Source organism: Cysteiniphilum litorale (genome assembly GCF_003428165.1).
Taxonomy (GTDB): Bacteria; Pseudomonadota; Gammaproteobacteria; order Francisellales; family Francisellaceae; genus Caedibacter; species Caedibacter litoralis.
This window is the reverse complement of the sequence record NZ_QLIQ01000012.1, coordinates 1-17,280: the sequence shown is the minus strand read 5'-3', so window position 1 is coordinate 17,280 and position 17,280 is coordinate 1. Positions and strand designations below refer to the sequence as shown.

General features: G+C 35.6%; 12 protein-coding genes. All 12 read left to right on the top strand.

Annotated features, from left to right (window positions below):
• The first annotated feature begins 13 nt into the window (after positions 1-13).
• The 12 genes from DNJ75_RS06585 to DNJ75_RS06530 all read left to right on the top strand — a co-directional run bounded on the left by DNJ75_RS06585 (position 14) and on the right by DNJ75_RS06530 (position 17,239).
• The gene (locus DNJ75_RS06585; RefSeq protein WP_308420250.1) at positions 14-1,081 is read left to right on the top strand and encodes a 3-deoxy-7-phosphoheptulonate synthase; all 1,068 of its coding nucleotides are present in this window, start codon (positions 14-16) and stop codon (positions 1,079-1,081) included.
• A gap of 17 nt (positions 1,082-1,098) precedes the next feature.
• Complete coding sequence (locus DNJ75_RS06580) at positions 1,099-2,613, top strand: UDP-N-acetylmuramoyl-L-alanyl-D-glutamate--2,6-diaminopimelate ligase (RefSeq protein ID WP_157968242.1); 1,515 nt, start codon at positions 1,099-1,101, stop codon at positions 2,611-2,613.
• Positions 2,606-3,985, top strand: a complete 1,380-nt coding sequence (locus DNJ75_RS06575) for a UDP-N-acetylmuramoyl-tripeptide--D-alanyl-D-alanine ligase (protein WP_157968241.1) — start codon at positions 2,606-2,608, stop codon at positions 3,983-3,985. Before DNJ75_RS06580 ends, DNJ75_RS06575 begins: the two co-directional genes overlap by 8 nt.
• On the top strand, positions 3,982-4,500 hold the full coding sequence (locus tag DNJ75_RS06570) for a lipocalin family protein (protein WP_117002482.1): 519 nt from the start codon (positions 3,982-3,984) through the stop codon (positions 4,498-4,500). Before DNJ75_RS06575 ends, DNJ75_RS06570 begins: the two co-directional genes overlap by 4 nt.
• A 149-nt stretch (positions 4,501-4,649) precedes the next feature.
• Positions 4,650-5,996, top strand: a complete 1,347-nt coding sequence (locus DNJ75_RS06565) for an anti-phage deoxyguanosine triphosphatase (RefSeq protein WP_117002480.1) — start codon at positions 4,650-4,652, stop codon at positions 5,994-5,996.
• A gap of 38 nt (positions 5,997-6,034) precedes the next feature.
• Positions 6,035-8,311 (top strand): AAA family ATPase, encoded by a 2,277-nt coding sequence (locus DNJ75_RS06560; RefSeq protein WP_117002477.1) that lies wholly within the window; start codon positions 6,035-6,037, stop codon positions 8,309-8,311.
• On the top strand, positions 8,308-9,555 hold the full coding sequence (locus DNJ75_RS06555) for an exonuclease SbcCD subunit D C-terminal domain-containing protein (RefSeq protein ID WP_117002475.1): 1,248 nt from the start codon (positions 8,308-8,310) through the stop codon (positions 9,553-9,555). The genes DNJ75_RS06560 and DNJ75_RS06555 overlap by 4 nt, the downstream gene beginning before the upstream one ends.
• A gap of 139 nt (positions 9,556-9,694) precedes the next feature.
• Positions 9,695-10,990, top strand: a complete 1,296-nt coding sequence (locus DNJ75_RS06550; RefSeq protein ID WP_117002473.1) for an AAA family ATPase — start codon at positions 9,695-9,697, stop codon at positions 10,988-10,990.
• Between the two features lie 18 nt (positions 10,991-11,008).
• Positions 11,009-11,617, top strand: a complete 609-nt coding sequence (locus tag DNJ75_RS06545; RefSeq protein WP_117002470.1) for an RloB domain-containing protein — start codon at positions 11,009-11,011, stop codon at positions 11,615-11,617.
• Positions 11,614-13,578 (top strand): hypothetical protein, encoded by a 1,965-nt coding sequence (locus DNJ75_RS06540; RefSeq protein WP_117002468.1) that lies wholly within the window; start codon positions 11,614-11,616, stop codon positions 13,576-13,578. Before DNJ75_RS06545 ends, DNJ75_RS06540 begins: the two co-directional genes overlap by 4 nt.
• Positions 13,579-13,624: 46 nt before the next feature.
• Positions 13,625-16,855 carry an SbcC/MukB-like Walker B domain-containing protein gene (locus DNJ75_RS06535; protein WP_117002466.1) on the top strand — a complete coding sequence of 1,077 codons (3,231 nt, stop codon included), beginning with the start codon at positions 13,625-13,627 and terminating at the stop codon, positions 16,853-16,855.
• 60 nt (positions 16,856-16,915) lie between these two features.
• The gene (locus DNJ75_RS06530; RefSeq protein WP_117002464.1) at positions 16,916-17,239 is read left to right on the top strand and encodes a hypothetical protein; all 324 of its coding nucleotides are present in this window, start codon (positions 16,916-16,918) and stop codon (positions 17,237-17,239) included.
• Positions 17,240-17,280: the final 41 nt, after the last annotated feature.

Here is a 17,280-nt window from a genome sequence, read left to right as displayed (position 1 = left end):
TGGAGTAGAGAGCGTGATAGACATACACGATAAAACAGATAATACACGTATCAAAGACAAACGCACCTTAGTGCCATCTGGGGTTATACATGAAGAGCATCCGATTACCAAAGAAGCAACGGCAACCGTGATTGCCGCACGTAAAGCAGTATCCAATGTGTTACAAAACAAAGATGATCGTATGATTGTCGTTGTTGGACCTTGTTCAGTACATGATATCAAAGCTGCCAAAGAATATGCAGGGCTTTTATTGAATGAAGCAAAAAAGCATGCAGGTGAGCTTGTTGTGATCATGCGTGTCTATTTTGAAAAACCAAGAACGACAGTGGGCTGGAAAGGTTTAATCAATGACCCTGATTTAGATAATAGTTTTAAAATCAACAAAGGCTTGCGCATGGCGCGCCAGTTGTTATTAGATATCTCAGATATGGGATTACCGTGCGCGACTGAGTTTCTAGATGTGATTAGTCCACAGTATATTTCGGATCTCATTGCATGGGGCGCCATTGGTGCGCGCACGACTGAGAGTCAGGTGCATCGTGAGTTAGCGTCAGGCTTATCGTGTCCAATTGGTTTTAAAAATGGTACTAAGGGAAGCATTGGTATTGCGGTTGACGCGGTCAGAGCAGCGAAATCAAAGCATCATTTCTTGGGTGTGACCAAGCAAGGTACAACGGCAATTTTTGAAACAACAGGCAATGCCGATGCGCATATTATTTTGCGTGGTGGCAATGATGGACCAAACTATGCCAAGGAATATGTTGATCAAACCGCTGGTGCGTTAAAAGAGCATCATTTGCCACACAAAGTGATGATTGATTGCAGTCATGGTAATAGCAGCAAAGATTATAAAAAACAATCGTTGGTGATTGATGATATTTGTGATCAATATAAGGCAGGTAGTCAGGATATTCTCGGTGTGATGATAGAGAGTAATTTGAAAGAAGGCAATCAATCAATTTTTGTAACACCACTAGAGTATGGTAAAAGTATTACCGATGCTTGTGTTGGTTGGGATGAAACGGTTGAGATGCTTGATAAACTAGCATCTGCTGTTAAAGAAAAGCGTCAATCAAAATAAACTTACTCTTTATCATCGTGAAAACTATTGCTCAAATCAGAGCCTTTCTAATTGAAATTAATGCATTAAAACTAACTTCTTATCAGACAATAGATCTTAATAAGAATCCTTTTTTTCTCATTGAAAACCTTTATCAAGATCATCGATTGGTCACAAAAAACGATGGCTTTATTGCGCTTAAAGGACAAGTGCATGATGGGCATCGTTATGTCAATCAGTTGCGAGCCCAAGGCGTTAACTTAATTTTGGTTGAAGACGTCAGTTTAATCGATCCACAGGACATCCCTTTTGTTATTGAGATTCGGAATTTAAAATCAATTCCCGCAAGCTTAGCAAGTTGGTTTTATGATTACCCATCCGAGCAACAAAATATCTTTGCAGTGACTGGTACTAATGGTAAAACTTCAATTTGCCATTTCTTGGCGCAAAGCTTGTCAAGGCTTAAGCATAAGGTCGGTGTGCTTGGAACTATTGGTAATGGTGTATTTCCAAAGCTTGAAGATTCCGCTTTAACGACTTTGGATAATCTAAGCCTACAGCGGATGCTTAAAAACTTTTATGATCAAGACGCTGACACGGTTGCCATGGAAGCGTCATCACATGCCATTAGTCAGCGACGTATTCTCAACGTCAATATTCAAACGGCGATTTTCAGTAATCTGGATATTGATCATTTGGATTATCACCAGACGATGGAGCAATATTTCCAAGCCAAGCGCCAGTTATTTAAATTAGCAAGTGTCAAGAAATGTGTGATTAATATTGATAATGACTATGGTAGTCGTTTGTATGCTGAGTTGACTGAACAACAAGAGAAAGAGGTTTTTAGTTTTAGCCTTGTTAATAGTAAAGCTGATTGTTATATGCCAATAACATCGATATCGCCACAAGGTTTTGTAGTTGATATATTTTTTAAAAATAACAAGGAATTAGCTATTACGATCCCCATTATGGGTGAATACAATGTCAGCAATATTGCCGCGGTAGTTTGCGCTTTATTGGCAAACGCTTATCCTTTTACCGACGTATTGAAAACTGTGAATGATTTACATAATCCCAAAGGGCGGCTTGAAAAGCTTATACATGATGGAAAAGCAACCGTTGTTATCGATTACGCACATACTGCAGATGCTTTAGCCAAAGCCTTACAAGCCGTGCGTGTGCAAACAAAGGGCAAGCTTTATTGCGTGTTTGGTTGTGGTGGTTCACGCGAGCATAGCAAACGTCCATTGATGGCAAAAGCAGCACAACAATATGCTGATTTTGTGATCGTGACAGAGGATAATAGTCGCACCGATGATATTAAAGATATTGTTCAAGATATCACATCGGGATTTAATGATGGATTTACTGAGTTTGTTGTGATTGAAGAACGTAAACAGGCGATAGAGTATGCATTAAGCATTGCAAAGGCGGATGATGTTATCTTGCTTGCCGGTAAAGGGCATGAAACCTATTTAGATAAAAACCATCAAAAGACACATTTTGATGAACGTGAAGTGGTATTGGAGTTTTGGAGAAAAAATGATTAAGTCATTAAAGTCATTGGCTTTGCAATTAAATGATTGTCAGTATGTTGGACAAGATGTGGCAATTACTGGCGCGCATATTAACTCAAAAGAGATTAGTCAAGGGCAACTCTTTGTCGCATTACAAGGTGAGCGTGATGGGCATGATTTTATTGAACATTCCATACAAAATGGGGCTGTTGCCGCTCTAGTGACACAGCAACAAGCTGATCTTAACGTGCCGCAAATTATCGTCAAAGATACGCGTAAAGCGCTGTTTGATTTAGCCCTTTTATATCGCAAAACACTGAATCTGCCAGTGTTGTCAATAACGGGCAGTTGCGGCAAAACAACTACCAAAGAAATCCTGGTGTCTATGCTTAAAGCATTTGGTAAGGTGCATTATAGTCATGGTAATTTTAATAATGATCTTGGTGTACCGATGACAGTGTTGTCAACCCCGCAAGATGTTGATTTTGTAGTGATTGAAGCGGGCACCAATGCACCAGGTGAGATCCCGCATTTAACACAGTTAATCAAGCCAGATTATGCCGGCATTACCAATGTGTCAGCATCACACTTAGAAAAGCTAAAATCTTTAGATGGTGTAATGATTGAAAAGGGTGCCTTGCTCCAAGGGATACAGCCGCAGGGCAAAGCAATTATTAATTTAGATGATCCAAGAATTAATGCTTTTGCTAAAGCTTTAGCGGTTGATCAAGTCACATTCTCGATGAATAACACAGCTGCTGATATTTATTTATATGCGCAACAAGAGTCAATAACCGCATTGAGCTTTACAGTGAGCGTGGCAAAGAAGCGCTATGAAGCACGATTGAATGTCATTGGTCAGCATAATATTCAAAATACATTAACAGCACTTTCGTTTATCTATGCCTTGCAATTAGATATTCAGTCATCACTTAATGCATTAGCAAATTATCAACCTTATAAAGGACGCTTCTCTTTAGTAACTTTAAATGATTATGTGACACTGATTGATGATACTTATAATGCCAGTGTTCAATCGGTTAAAGCGGCAATTAATGATTTAGCGACATTTAAGGGTGACAAGTATCTTGTGCTTAGCAATATGGGCGAGCTTGGCGAGCATGCGGAGCATTATCATCAAGAGGTTGGGCGCTTGATTAAGCAATCAAGTATTGACTATGTCTATTTGTATGGCAATAAAGCATGGATGACATTACTGGCTCAAGAAGCAGGAGGATATGCACGATACTTTGAGCATAAGAATGCTTTAATTGAAGCGTTACGAAATGATCTTAACAACAATCAAAATATACTTTCACGCATTTTAGTTAAGGGCTCACGTGCTAATCAGATGGAAGATGTGGTTGGTGCGTTGAAAAAGTATTATAAGGAAGCGGCATTATGAAAAGGATAAAGCAGTGGTGGTTGGTCTCAATGGTATTGTTAGTTGCCGGATGTGCGACGTATAACCCCATGCAGACAGCAAAGAGTGTTGATCTGCAAAAGTATATGGGTAAGTGGTATGAGATAGCTCGCCTGCCTAATAGCTTCCAAAAAGGTTGTCATTGCTCTACTGCTGAATATAAGGTACTAGATAAAGATACAATCTCAGTTACCAATACGTGCTATAAAGATGGCAAGTTAAAAGAAGCCACAGCAACTGCTTGGCGATCCAATGCCGATGATAATAGTAAGCTTAAGGTTAGGTTCTTTTGGCCATTTACTGGTAAGTATTGGATCTTATACGTCTCTGATGATTATCGGTATGCTGTGATTGGTGAACCCTCCAGAGAATATCTGTGGTTTCTAAGTCGCACAAAAAATATTAGTCAACAGCAGTTAGATTTGATGAAAAAGATAGCCATTCAACAAGGTTATAATCTAGATCAGCTGATTGTTGCTAATAATTTCAACTGCTAATAGCTGCTATTACCTACAAGCTGATCACTTACCTAAAAGCATCAAAAATTTCTTCGATACTAGACTTTAGCGATGGGCAATCATGGTTATAAATAATCGTTATATGTGGTAAAATCCTTATTGGAAATCAATTGTAAAGGGAGTTAATTATGACGAGTAATGTTTGGTGGAGTAGGAACATAGGTCGAGAGTATACTCAGGGTAATGCTGATATTACTAATTATGGCATTGATAAAAGTCGAATTGTGCACTCAAAATTTTTTAGAGCATTGCAGGCAAAAGCTCAAGTATTTAATATAAATGAGCATGATTTTTTTAGAACTAGATTGACTCATTCAATCGAGGTGGCGGATGTTGGCATGCGTATTATTCGTGATTTAGAAAATAACGATAAGATACGATTTAAAGATACGCCAAATTTATCTATTGAACTAATTGAATCAATTTGTTTGGCTCACGATATTGGTCATCCTGCCTTTGGACATGCAGGTGAGCAAGTTTTGCAAGATAAAATGCTTTTAAAAGGAGGTTTTGAAGGTAATGGTCAAACATTTAGAGTGCTTACAAAACTTGGAGAGTATTATGAAAATAATGGATTTAACTTAACTCGAAGAGCTTTACTAGGGGTTATGAAATACCCAGCAAAACACGCTCAATTTTTAAATGCAGTTTTATCAGATGGAGAAGAATGGTCTAAAGACAAAGATAAAGTTAAATGCAAAAAAGAGCAGCAAGAATGGATGCAGAAAAACTTATTAGTGAAGCAAAGAGCCTTTAAATGTATTCATGATACTGAAAGTCAGATATTTGATTGGGTTCTCGAGCCATTAGCTTATAAAGATAAAAAACAATTCAATAGCATAAAGAAGTCTGGTGAAAAATGGAAAACTTCTTATAAATCGTTTGACTGTAGCATTATGGAATTAGCAGATGACATCGCCTATGGTATTTATGATCTTGAAGACTCTTTAGCTATGGGGTTGATCAGTAAAAATAAACTTGAAGAATTAGAAGATGACTTACAAATCATTGATGATAAAAATCTAGGAATTTTTCAAGATTTATGTAGTGATAATCTGTCAACAATGAAAAAAGGAATTAATAATGCTGTTCAATCGCTCATTAGGTCATTGGAAATAATAGAAATAATAGAATTTGATGAGCCATTACTTAGATTCAACGTGTCAATGACAAAAGAAAGCCAAAAAGCACAAGCTTTAAATACGATTAAAAACTTTGTATACAACACTGTGATAGCTAATCCCAGAGTTCAAAGACTGGAGCATAAAAATAAGCGCATGCTTGAGCAACTATTTGACTTACTAGAAAGTAATCCTAAAGGTTTTTTACCTGTTAATTTACATTCGAGGCTAGAGCAAGAAGATAGTTGTCGTGTTATTTGTGATTATTTGGCGTCAATGACTGATAATGAGGCAAGTTTGTTATACAAAAATATGTTTATTCCTCATTCAGGGACGGTTTTTTCACCAGTATAATTTTCATGAGTCTGTGTTGAGTTAATAAAGGAAGTAACATGATTGAAAAACTAATCATTAAAAATATTGCTAGCTATACAGATGAGGGTGTTGAGTTAGCAGGACTTAAAAAAATCAACTTTATTTATGGTGCTAATGGTACTGGTAAGACAACTATTTCTAATTATTTAGCAGATCAAAGTAATGATGATTATTCATACTGTCATATAGTTTGGCAGCATAATCAACCGTATCAATGTTTAGTGTATAATAAAAAATTTCGAGAAGAAAATTTTAAAGGCTCTATTAAAGGTGTTTTCACGCTGGGGAAATCAGCTAAAGAAGATATTGAGATGATTCAAGCTAAACAAAAAGAGCTTGAGGATTTAGAGGGGAAAGCTAAGCAACAGAAAAAAACGCTTGATGATAAGAAAGGCTCTGGTGGCGAATTAGATAGCCTAACAGGGGAGTTTTCAGATAAAATCTGGCAATTAGCATATCGTAAATATGAACAAGATTTTAAACCAGCATTTCGTGGGCATATCAAAAACAAAAAAGTATTTAGTTTGGAAGTCGTGCGTAAATATGATCAGTTTATAAGAGAACTAAAAGATATTAAATTGGATGAACTACAGGCAAGAGCAAAGACTGTTTTTAATGATGTATCGCCGCAGCACATAAATGAACTGATAACGATTAACTTTGATGAGGGTATTGCTATTATTGAAAATGGGATATGGCAAAAGAGGGTAATTGGTAAAGGTGATGTTGATATTGCTAAATTAATCCAACAACTTAATATGAATGATTGGGTAGATAAAGGACGTGAATATTTGTTAGAAAGTTCAAATACTTGTCCATTTTGCCAACAAGATACAGTAGATGATCAATTTAAAAAGAAATTAGAAAACTATTTTGATACTGAATATAAGCAGAATATCGATACAATAGTGCAGTTATATGACCGTTTTGAGCAATATTGTAATAATTTGCTCTCAAAGCTCAATTCAATTACACAACAGGAGACGGAGTATAGTGACTATTTCGATAAAGATATCTTTTCTTCTTATCAGCTGGGGTTAGAAGCAAAGTTGAGAAATATAGGGTCTGCTATGGTAAACAAAAGAACTGAACCAAGCAGGTTGATATCTTTAGAGACTCCTTCTTTAGTAATATATAACATGAATCAATTGATTATTAAGACAAATGAAAAAATTAAACAGCATAATGATATTGTACAAAATTATGAACGTGAAAAAGAAAGTTTAATTTTAGATGTGTGGATGTATATTATAAGTGTTAACCAGTCCCTAATTAGAAGTTATATAGGCAAGAAAAACGGCTTGAAAAAAGCAATTGAGTCAATAGAGGAACAATTAAATAATAAAAGGAAAGCATATTCTGAGTTAAAAGCTGAGATCAAAAATTTAGAAAAAAATATTACCAGTGTACAGCCAACCGTTGATGAAATTAATAGGCTATTAAGAAATATGGGTTTTGAGAACTTTCAATTGGTTTCAGCAAGAGAGCAAAAAAATCACTATCAGATCCAGAGAGAAAATGGTGAGCTTGCAACCGAGACACTCAGTGAAGGGGAAATGACATTTATTACTTTTTTATATTTTTTACAGCTAGCCAAAGGCTCTGTTGAAAAGACTGACGTTTCTGAGAAGCGCATTTTAGTTATTGATGACCCGATTTCTAGTTTGGACAGTGATGTTCTTTTTGTAGTAAGCACATTATTGAAAGATTTTATTCATGACTTAAGGCGACAAGAAAATAAATACCCAATTAAGCAGTTAATTTTATTGACGCATAATATCTACTTTCATAAAGAGGTTTCATATAATGGGAGTGGGCAAGAGACTTGTAAACATACAAACTTTTGGGTTTTGAAAAAGCAGGATAAAAAAACCATGCTTAAGGCATATAAACAAATAAACCCTATTCAAACTTCCTATCAATTGTTATGGGATGAGCTAAAAGATCGAGATAAACTCTCTAGCATAACTCTTCAAAACACGATGCGCAGAATTATAGAGTATTATTTTAAGGTTTTAGGAGGTTTTGAAGATAAAAATTTAATTTCTCGATTTGAAAACTATCAGGATCAACAAATCTGTCGATCATTGCTTTCATGGATAAATGATGGTTCGCATACTATTTATGATGACTTATACATCTCTGGTTTAGAAAATACTATTGGGAGATACTTTGAAGTTTTTAAACAAATCTTTATTAATGAAGGACATAAAAAGCATTTTGATATGATGTTAGGTATTAATAATAAACAAGATGACCCTATTAATATAAGTCAAGAAGCTATAACACCATGAAAATCCTCCACACCTCCGATTGGCATTTAGGGCGCATGCTTTATGGCAAAAAGCGTTATCCTGAATTTAAAGCATTTTTAAATTGGTTAATTGAAACCATTAAATTGCAAGAGATTGATATCTTATTAATCGCTGGTGATGTCTTTGATACAACAACGCCAAGTAATTATGCTCAAGAGCTGTATTTTCAGTTTTTAAGTGATGTCGCTAAAAACACGGATTGCCAACATGTCGTAGTGATTGGTGGTAATCACGACTCACCAAGTTTGCTTGAGGCGTCCAAAAGTGTGTTAAAAGCGCTTAATATCTATGTGGTAGGAGCCGCGTGTGACAACCTACAAGATGAAGTAATCGTCCTTAAAAATGACAGCCACATTCCTCAAGCAATCATTTGTGCGGTACCTTACTTGCGTGATCGTGACATCAGAAAGGTTGAAGCTAGTGAAACGTTGGATGATAAGAATAAGAAATTAATATCAGGCATTAAGCAGCATTATCATGAGGTGTGTAAGTACGCCAAAGAGAAGCAGATTAAGCTTTGCAAAACACATAAGCTTGAACACTTGCCAATGATTGGTATGGGACATTTGTTTGCCGCCGGAGGCAAGACTGAAGTTGATGATGGTGTGCGTGAGCTGTATGTTGGCTCGTTAGCACATGTTGATGCGAGTGTATTTCCTGATTATCTTGATTATGTTGCCTTGGGGCATTTGCATGTGCCGCAAATGGTTGCTAAAAAAGATCATATTCGCTACAGCGGCTCCCCGATTGCTATGGGCTTTGGTGAGGCTAAGCAGCAAAAGCAGGTGTTAATGATCGACTTTGAAGATGGCAATAGCGTCATTACACCTATTGCTGTTCCATGCTTTCAACCGTTAGTTAGCATTAAAGGTAATCTGGAAGGTATCTTGGCACCCTTGTCACAGTTAATCACTGATAAAAGTAATAGTTGGCTTGAGATTGAATATATAGGTAAAGAAATCATCAGTGATCTGACAGAGCAAATTAATGCTCACATTCAAGGCAGTGAACTTGAGATCAGACGCATCAAAAACAAACGCATAATTGATAAAGCAATAAGCCAATCTCAAAGTAGTGAAACACTAGAGGACCTCGATGAAATAGAAGTATTTGAGCGCTGCTTAGCTGCGCATGATATTCCAAAAGATCAGCAAGCTGTTTTGATGGGTTGTTATCAGGAGATTATGATGCAGCTTGTTGAGGAAGATGTGCAAGCGCAGTGAAAGCCACATGACCAAGTTAAGACTAAAATTATTTAAAAATCGAAAAAATCGATTTTTAAATGGTAAAAATGTGTGTATGATTCAGGTTTGTTTCATAAAAAATTATTGTTATAAGTGATTATCTGGGTGGTATATAGCGATGTTATTAGAGTTTTCCTTTAAAAATTGGAAATGTTTTAAAGAATTAAATACATTTTCAATGGATGCCAATACACGTCTTAAAAATAATAAAGAGCATTTGCTAACGGTGAAATACCAGCAAACCGGTAAGTCACATGAGGCAGTATTGCCATTTTCTGCAATGTATGGAGCTAATAATTCAGGCAAAACATCATTTGTCGATGCGATAGCTTTTTGTAAGCGTTTAATATGTTTTAAACATGGCGATATACGTGACTTAAAAGCCTATTGCTTAGGAGAACACACTGAAAAAAGCTTTTTTAGTTTTATCTTTTTTATGAATGACAAAATATATCAATATGAATTTACGCTGGATAAAACTCAAATTTATTATGAAAAATTGTTACTGCTAAAACCAACAACGGAACAGATACTATTTGTCAGAGATGTTGCTGATGGTGATTATTCAGGGGCGCTTTTAGAAGGCGATAGAGAGTTTATGACGCTTATTAAGCGGATGCCTACGAATAAGTTATTTGTTTCTCATATGGTAGAGCAAGCTATCGATAATAAAGAGCATTTTGAGGCAGTTTATGACTGGTTTGATGATAAGTTGATTTTAGTAAGTCCAGACACTCGAGATGGAATGAATGATATTCCTTTAAAACTGGAAGAGATAAATGCATCAATAAAACAATTTGATTTGGGGATCGATAGCATAGAACTTGAGATTGCCTCAGAGCGAACTTTAAAGGAGGAGTTGCCCCGATCCTTTTATGACTTTATAGTCGAAAATATAAGAAATAATCGCCCAATGATGTTAGCTCTCCCAGACCGTTCTTTAGTTTATGTCACAAAAAAAATAGACTCAGATAGTCTTGATGTGCATAAAATCATGTTACGTCATCAAACAGATGATGGACAATATCTTAATTTTGAGTTTAATGATGAGTCTGATGGCACAAGGCGTATCATTGAGCTGCTTCCTTTGCTATTAAAGCTAAAGCATGACCCAAATACTGTTGTGATTATTGATGAGGTTGATCGAAGCTTGCATACTCAACTAGCCAAGGAGTTGATCCGTGAACATATATTGGCAGTATTAGATCATAATGCAAAAAGTCAGTTGATTATTACCACACATGATACCCATTTATTGGATTTATCGTTCTTACGTAAAGATGAGTTTTGGTTAGTTCAGAAAGAAGATAATGGTGCTAAACTTGTTGCATTTGATGAATTTATTTTAAAATCTGATAAAAAGTTAAGTAAATACTATCTCAGTGGCAGTTTGGGCGGTACCCCATTTATTTAATAGCTAAGGACATAGAAGATGGCAAGGACAAAACGCTTAGCAAGATCAAATAAACGGACGCCAATAACCCGCCAGTTTGTGTTTTTTGTGGAGGGTAAGACAGAAGAGATTTATATTGAATCTATTTTTAAACAGTTAGATATAGATGCAAAAAGAATTTTTCCAATGAAAGGCAATGATAAAGCAAATATTCAGAATATTGAAAATAGAGTGAGAACAACTGATTTTAATGATAGCCAAAGCGTGATTGTCGTTATTGATGGCGATCGAGATCAGCAGAAAATTAAGGAATTTTCTCAAAAAAAGAAGATTTTTCAATCAGCAAAAAACTTCTTGATTATTGTGTCAGTGCCAAACTTTGAGCGTTGGTTGACTTTGCATTATACCGAGGATAAAAAGAAATCAATTAAAGATGTTTGTCCTAAGTTTGAAAAGACAAACACAACAGTCGTTGAGGGTATTGCTCAACAGCATCAAATAGCCATTGATAGCTCAATAAAGTTGATGCCGCAAGATGTTAAGCAATATGATAATGCTCAGCTAATTGGTTATATGCTTGATAATACAGCACTACAGATGACAAATTTTTATCAGTTGTTTGAGGTTATTGAAAGGAGTGGAGTTTGAAGCTTTATAATAGAGTTAAGGTATGGTTATGTCTGATAGTTTCCATCACTGTGTTTGCTTGGATATGGGGAATTAAACAAAGCTTATTGAATATATCCACTTGGCTATTCCGTGAAGTAATTTTATCTTATTGGTGGCTAATTACGGTTATCTTGTTGGCGATAATTATTTATGGAGTCAGGCTATTTCAAAAGAAACAAGTGGTTGATGAATTTATAGGTGGTCAAGCTTTTATTAAACGTTTTAATAAAATACTTGAAAGTCACCAGCCATTTGTTTGTGCACTTACGGGTTTAGTTGGTGTAGGTAAAACTCACTTTATAAAAAATCACATGGCTTATAAAAAAGACAAATGGATTTATATTTCTCTATTTGGTGTAGCAACTGTTAATGAGCTGCAAACAGAAATAATTGCAGCAGACTATCAGCAAAAGTCGTGGCTATCTAAGCTTCTATATTATATTAAGCTTTTACCACAAGTTAGATCATATGGTAAGCTTTGGGAGGAAATATATTATCAGACTAACATTCAAGATCGTGTAATTGTCTTTGATGATCTTGAGCGTTTTACTCAAAGGACTAATGAAGATACGGCTTCAGGTAGCTTAAATTTATTTATGGGGCTTGTAGAGAAGCTTAGGCAATCCAATTGTCAGATTTTTATAATTTTAGATGATACAAAATCAAAAACATACGCTAATTACTTAGATAAAGTAATTGATAGACATATTCGATTAAAGAGAAGTATAGATAATATAGATTTTGCGTTTGATCATACTGATCTTGAAGAAGGCTATAAAAAAGCAATACGGAAATATATTGGTAGTTTAGAGATAAAAAATGTGAGAATAATATTTAAAATAACGCAATTATTTGTCGACCTTTTTTCAAAAATACTTAATGACTTTGATGAAGATACTCGTGATGAGTTTATCAAGCTATTTACGTTATATGCTTACTGCTACTATTCTGAGCATGATGATAATATTCCAAGCTTAAAATATATCTTTGAGGACTATCAGCAGGATCAAGCAAGGCATTTAAGTAATGAAGTAGCAAAGAGAATTATTGATGAACCCAGCCAAGAAAAAGTTCAGTGGATAAATCAAAGATTTTATGAATTTTTGCAACAATATCAATATCACGTTCTACCACACCAAGAGAGGACGTTATTGAATTTACTGAGAAAAGCCGTAGAAGATGGTTATATTGAGGATGAAGCATATCTTAATGACTCCATTAAAGGTGATATTAAATATAGCATTGAGCTAACAAAAATTAATAATTTGCAAGAGAAAATAAAAAGCTATTTCTTTTGTAACTTTAACGTAACAGAAGAAATGCTTATCAATAAGTGCGAGGAATTTATTAGTCTATCAGTTGAGTTTCAAAAGCAATTTAGTCAATTACCATCTTACGCTATTGCTCAGGTTGATGAGTTGTTAAGTCATCTTGCATTCGTTGATAGTGTGCAATGTCAAGAGATTAGTGAACAGTTAATTAAACAGTTGGTGGATTTTTATGAGAACAACCTTAGTGTTTGTCCTCCCACACCGATGGGCGGCATAAAAAGTCAGGAGCTAAAGAAAGCATTAGAGGGATCATCTGAAAAGTATTGGCAGACTAACAAAAAACCACTAACTCAACTTATAAATGAATCAATAACAACTCAAGGTCGGATTTTTGAGCTTACTAGCTTTAGACTTTATAAAGAATATGACTACATTACTTTATTTTTAAGTGATAGCGTAATATGTGATGTTGAATTTTCTAGAGTGTTGTGGTGTGTTAATGATCAGGCTACAAACTTTTTTAACGCAACCATTAAGCCTGCCTTAGAAAAGGTTGCTAAAAAGAATCCACTAAATGAAGCTAAGGTCAAAAATTTGCTAAAACATATTGAATCTCCAAATGATGCTTTTAATATCCCAAAGCCTAATTTTAGGAATATGACGAGTTAAGGGCAAAGCTAATTATACGAAGCAGTAATATAATTAAGGATAAACCATGAAAATCCTCAACTTACGATTCAAAAATTTGAACTCTTTATATGGTGAATGGTCAATTGATTTTACTGATCCTGATTATTTAGATAATGGCTTGTTTGCAATCACAGGCCCAACGGGAGCGGGTAAATCAACCATATTAGATGCAATTTGTTTGGCACTTTATGGGCAAACACCACGATTGAAAATTATCTCTGAGTCGGTCAATGAGGTGATGTCACGCCAAACAGGAGAATGTTTTGCAGAAATTACATTTCAGACGAATGAAGGTGTGTATCAATGTCATTGGAGTCAACGCAAAGCGCGAGGCAAAGCAGATGGAAAGTTGCAATCACCAAAGCATGAAATCAGTGATTATAATAAAGCTAAAGTATTAGAAACAAAAATTAAAAAAGTTAAAGAACTCGTTGAACAAAAAACAGGAATGGACTTTAAGCGCTTTTGTAAATCGATTTTGTTAGCACAAGGCGGCTTTACTGCCTTTTTAAAAGCGTCATCAGATGAGCGCTCTGAAATCTTAGAGCAAATGACGGGTTCTGAAATTTATAGTGATATATCCAAAATGGTGTATGCGCGTGATAAGCAGGAAACAGATAAAGTCATATTATTACAGAAAGAGCTAGAGGGTATTCAGGTATTATCACAAGAGAAGCTGACACAGCTAAATAATGATCTTGTCATTAATAAGTCATTGATTGAGCGATTAGATATTAGCGAAAAAGTCTTGAGTGATAAAGTGAATTGGCTTCAAACCATTGAGAAGCTTCAACATGAGGTGTCGCAACTACAAAAGCAATATGAGCATATACAGCAACAGCAAGACGCATTCAAACCAAAGCAGCAGCAATTGATCCGTTTACAACAAGTCAAAGAGATTAATCCAATTTATGAGGCCTATCAGAGTGTTTATGCTGAGCTAAACAAAGTGAAAGATCAGATTGGTGCTTTGCAGCTTAAGCATCCACAGTTACAAAAAGATGCGGATAAATTTGTAGAAAAATCTAATGAGGCAAAAGCAGCTTGGCAGCAAGCTAAAGAAGCTCAAGGAGAACAAACTCCAATCATTAAAGACGTGCGCAAGCTTGATCATAATATTCAATATAAACAAGATCAATTGCAGCAGCTTGAAAAGAGAGTTAATGCATTAAATACTGGCTTGACGAACCAACAGCAGCAGAGAGAAAGTATCCAACAAGATATCATTAAGCTTGATAAAGCCAATCAAACCAATACGCTATACACTCAGCAATATGCGGTAGATGAAGATTTAATCGCTGATTTTCAAGGTGTTCAATTACAAATCAGTTCAATTACAGATAAGCACAATGCACTTAATGATTATCATACTGAAGTTGAAAAGACGCAAAAGCAACTAGATCAAGCTGTGCAGCAACAAGATCAATGCCAACAAACGGAGAATATTGCTAATAATGATTTAGATCAAGCTAAGCACTATTTGGCAACATTAAGTCTTAATCTTGAAAGTGCATTGGTAGGTAAGCAGCTTGAAGATTATGAGGAAATTTTGGAGCTTAAACTGCATATCCAAGAGCAGCAAAAAGTCATTATTCATTTAGAGAAAGAGCGCCACAAGCTCATTGATGGTGAGGCTTGTCCTTTGTGTGGTGCATTGGATCATCCTTATACACAGGGCTTACCAGTCTTTGATGCCGATGATGACATTAAAGCATTAAAATCACAGATTAAAAAAATAAAAGCATCGCAAAAAGAAGTTGCTGAACAAGAGAAGCAGGTCGCTCAAAAGCGGCAAGTGCATGGTGATTTAACGACACAGTTACGTGTGGCAGATGAAAAAGTAACAAATGCCAAATCAGCATTAGCTAAAGCAAAAGAGCAACTGTCACTAGCGCAAGAAAGCGTATCAAAGGCAATGTGTCAATTTAATGAAGTGTTAAATAAATATGGCATGGTAGTAACACATGTTAAGCAACTCTCTGAAGTCAATGATCAGCTGCAACAACGTTTGAATCAATGGCAAAAAACGCAACAGGCACTGCAAAACTATGAACAACAAAAACAACAGTCTACTGAGCAACTAAATCTTGTTGAACAGCAAATTAAGCAGAGCAATATGTCTATACGACAAGAGCAAGAAGCAATAGCTAATCTCAGTGAAGAAAAGAAAGTGCTTGTCCAAGATCGGCAACAGTTATTTGCAGATAAAAATCCCGATGATTATGAGCAGCAATTGCAACAAGCAGTTGATCAGGCTCAAAAGCAATATGATCATTTTGCTAAAGAGGTAAAAGCGATTGATGATAAAATACTTGAATTGAATACTCAATTAAGTACCTATCAGGCATTGCAAATAGAAAAAGATAATGAGTATAGGCAGCGGCAACAAGATTTTTATGAGCAGCTAAAGTCATACAATATGATGGATGAAGATGCCTTTAAAGAGCTTTTAAAGCAAATAGATCAAATCAAACCATTGCAACAGGAAGCGGAGCAATTACAAAATCATTGGCGTGATATCGATAGTCAATTGAACGTTAAAAGGAATGAGTATAACCAACTTCATAATGCGCCATTGACAGAGGAAAAACTGGAAAATTTGCTGCAGCAGCAACAGTTTATCCAAAATGAAAAGCAACAAACGTATGAGAGCTTAGGGTCATTAAACACACAATTACAAGCACATGATAATGCCGTGCTGGCATTTGAAAATAAGCTAGCGAGTGTTGATAAGCAAAAAACACAAGCACAAAAATGGGCAAATCTTAGAGTTTTGATTGGTTCACAAGATGGCAAAAAGTATCGCAACTTTGCCCAAGGCTTAACTTTTGAGCTGATGGTTAATTATGCCAATCAGCAATTACAACAGATGAGTGATCGCTATCTGTTAGTGCGTGATAGCAATGAGCCTTTAGAGTTAAATGTGATTGATAATTATCAAGCAGGAGAAATACGCACGACAAAAAACCTCTCAGGAGGTGAGAGTTTTATTATGAGCCTAGCTTTGGCACTTGGTTTATCCAAAATGGCAAGTCAAAAAGTTCGTGTTGACTCTTTATTTTTAGATGAAGGTTTTGGGACATTGGATGAAGATGCGCTAGAGATGGCGTTGGAAGCACTATCACATTTGCAGCAAGATGGTAAATTAATCGGAGTGATTTCGCATGTCCCAGCACTTAAAGAGCGCATTAGCTCACAGATTAAGGTCACTCCAATCTCAGGCGGGAAAAGTGTATTAAGTGGTGTGGGGTGTTGATGTGGTTAATAATTGGCAAGATACCCCTCATTTTTTGATGGATTTGAGTAGATAATCAATATGACAAAATTAGTAGATGTAACAAAGCAAGAACAAATTAATAATTCAATAGCAATATTAAGGGCGTGGCATAAAGTTGAGTTTTTTCAACCTTATAAAATTCCAGATGATAGTAACTACGAAAATAAAGGAGTTAAAATTACATTTGATGAACTACAAAGGCAGCAGGATGCTATTTTACCTTGGTTAGATACAAACGCCAGACTTCAGATAGGTCTTTATCCAGAACAGCATGTAATATTCTACCCCAAAGTGTCAATACAGTTTTTTAAAAATTCTTATTCCTATACATGTCATGCAACCTGCAATGTTTTTTGCGCCTGACTTTTAAAGTCAATAGCACCTTCTTTGTACACGTTCATTGG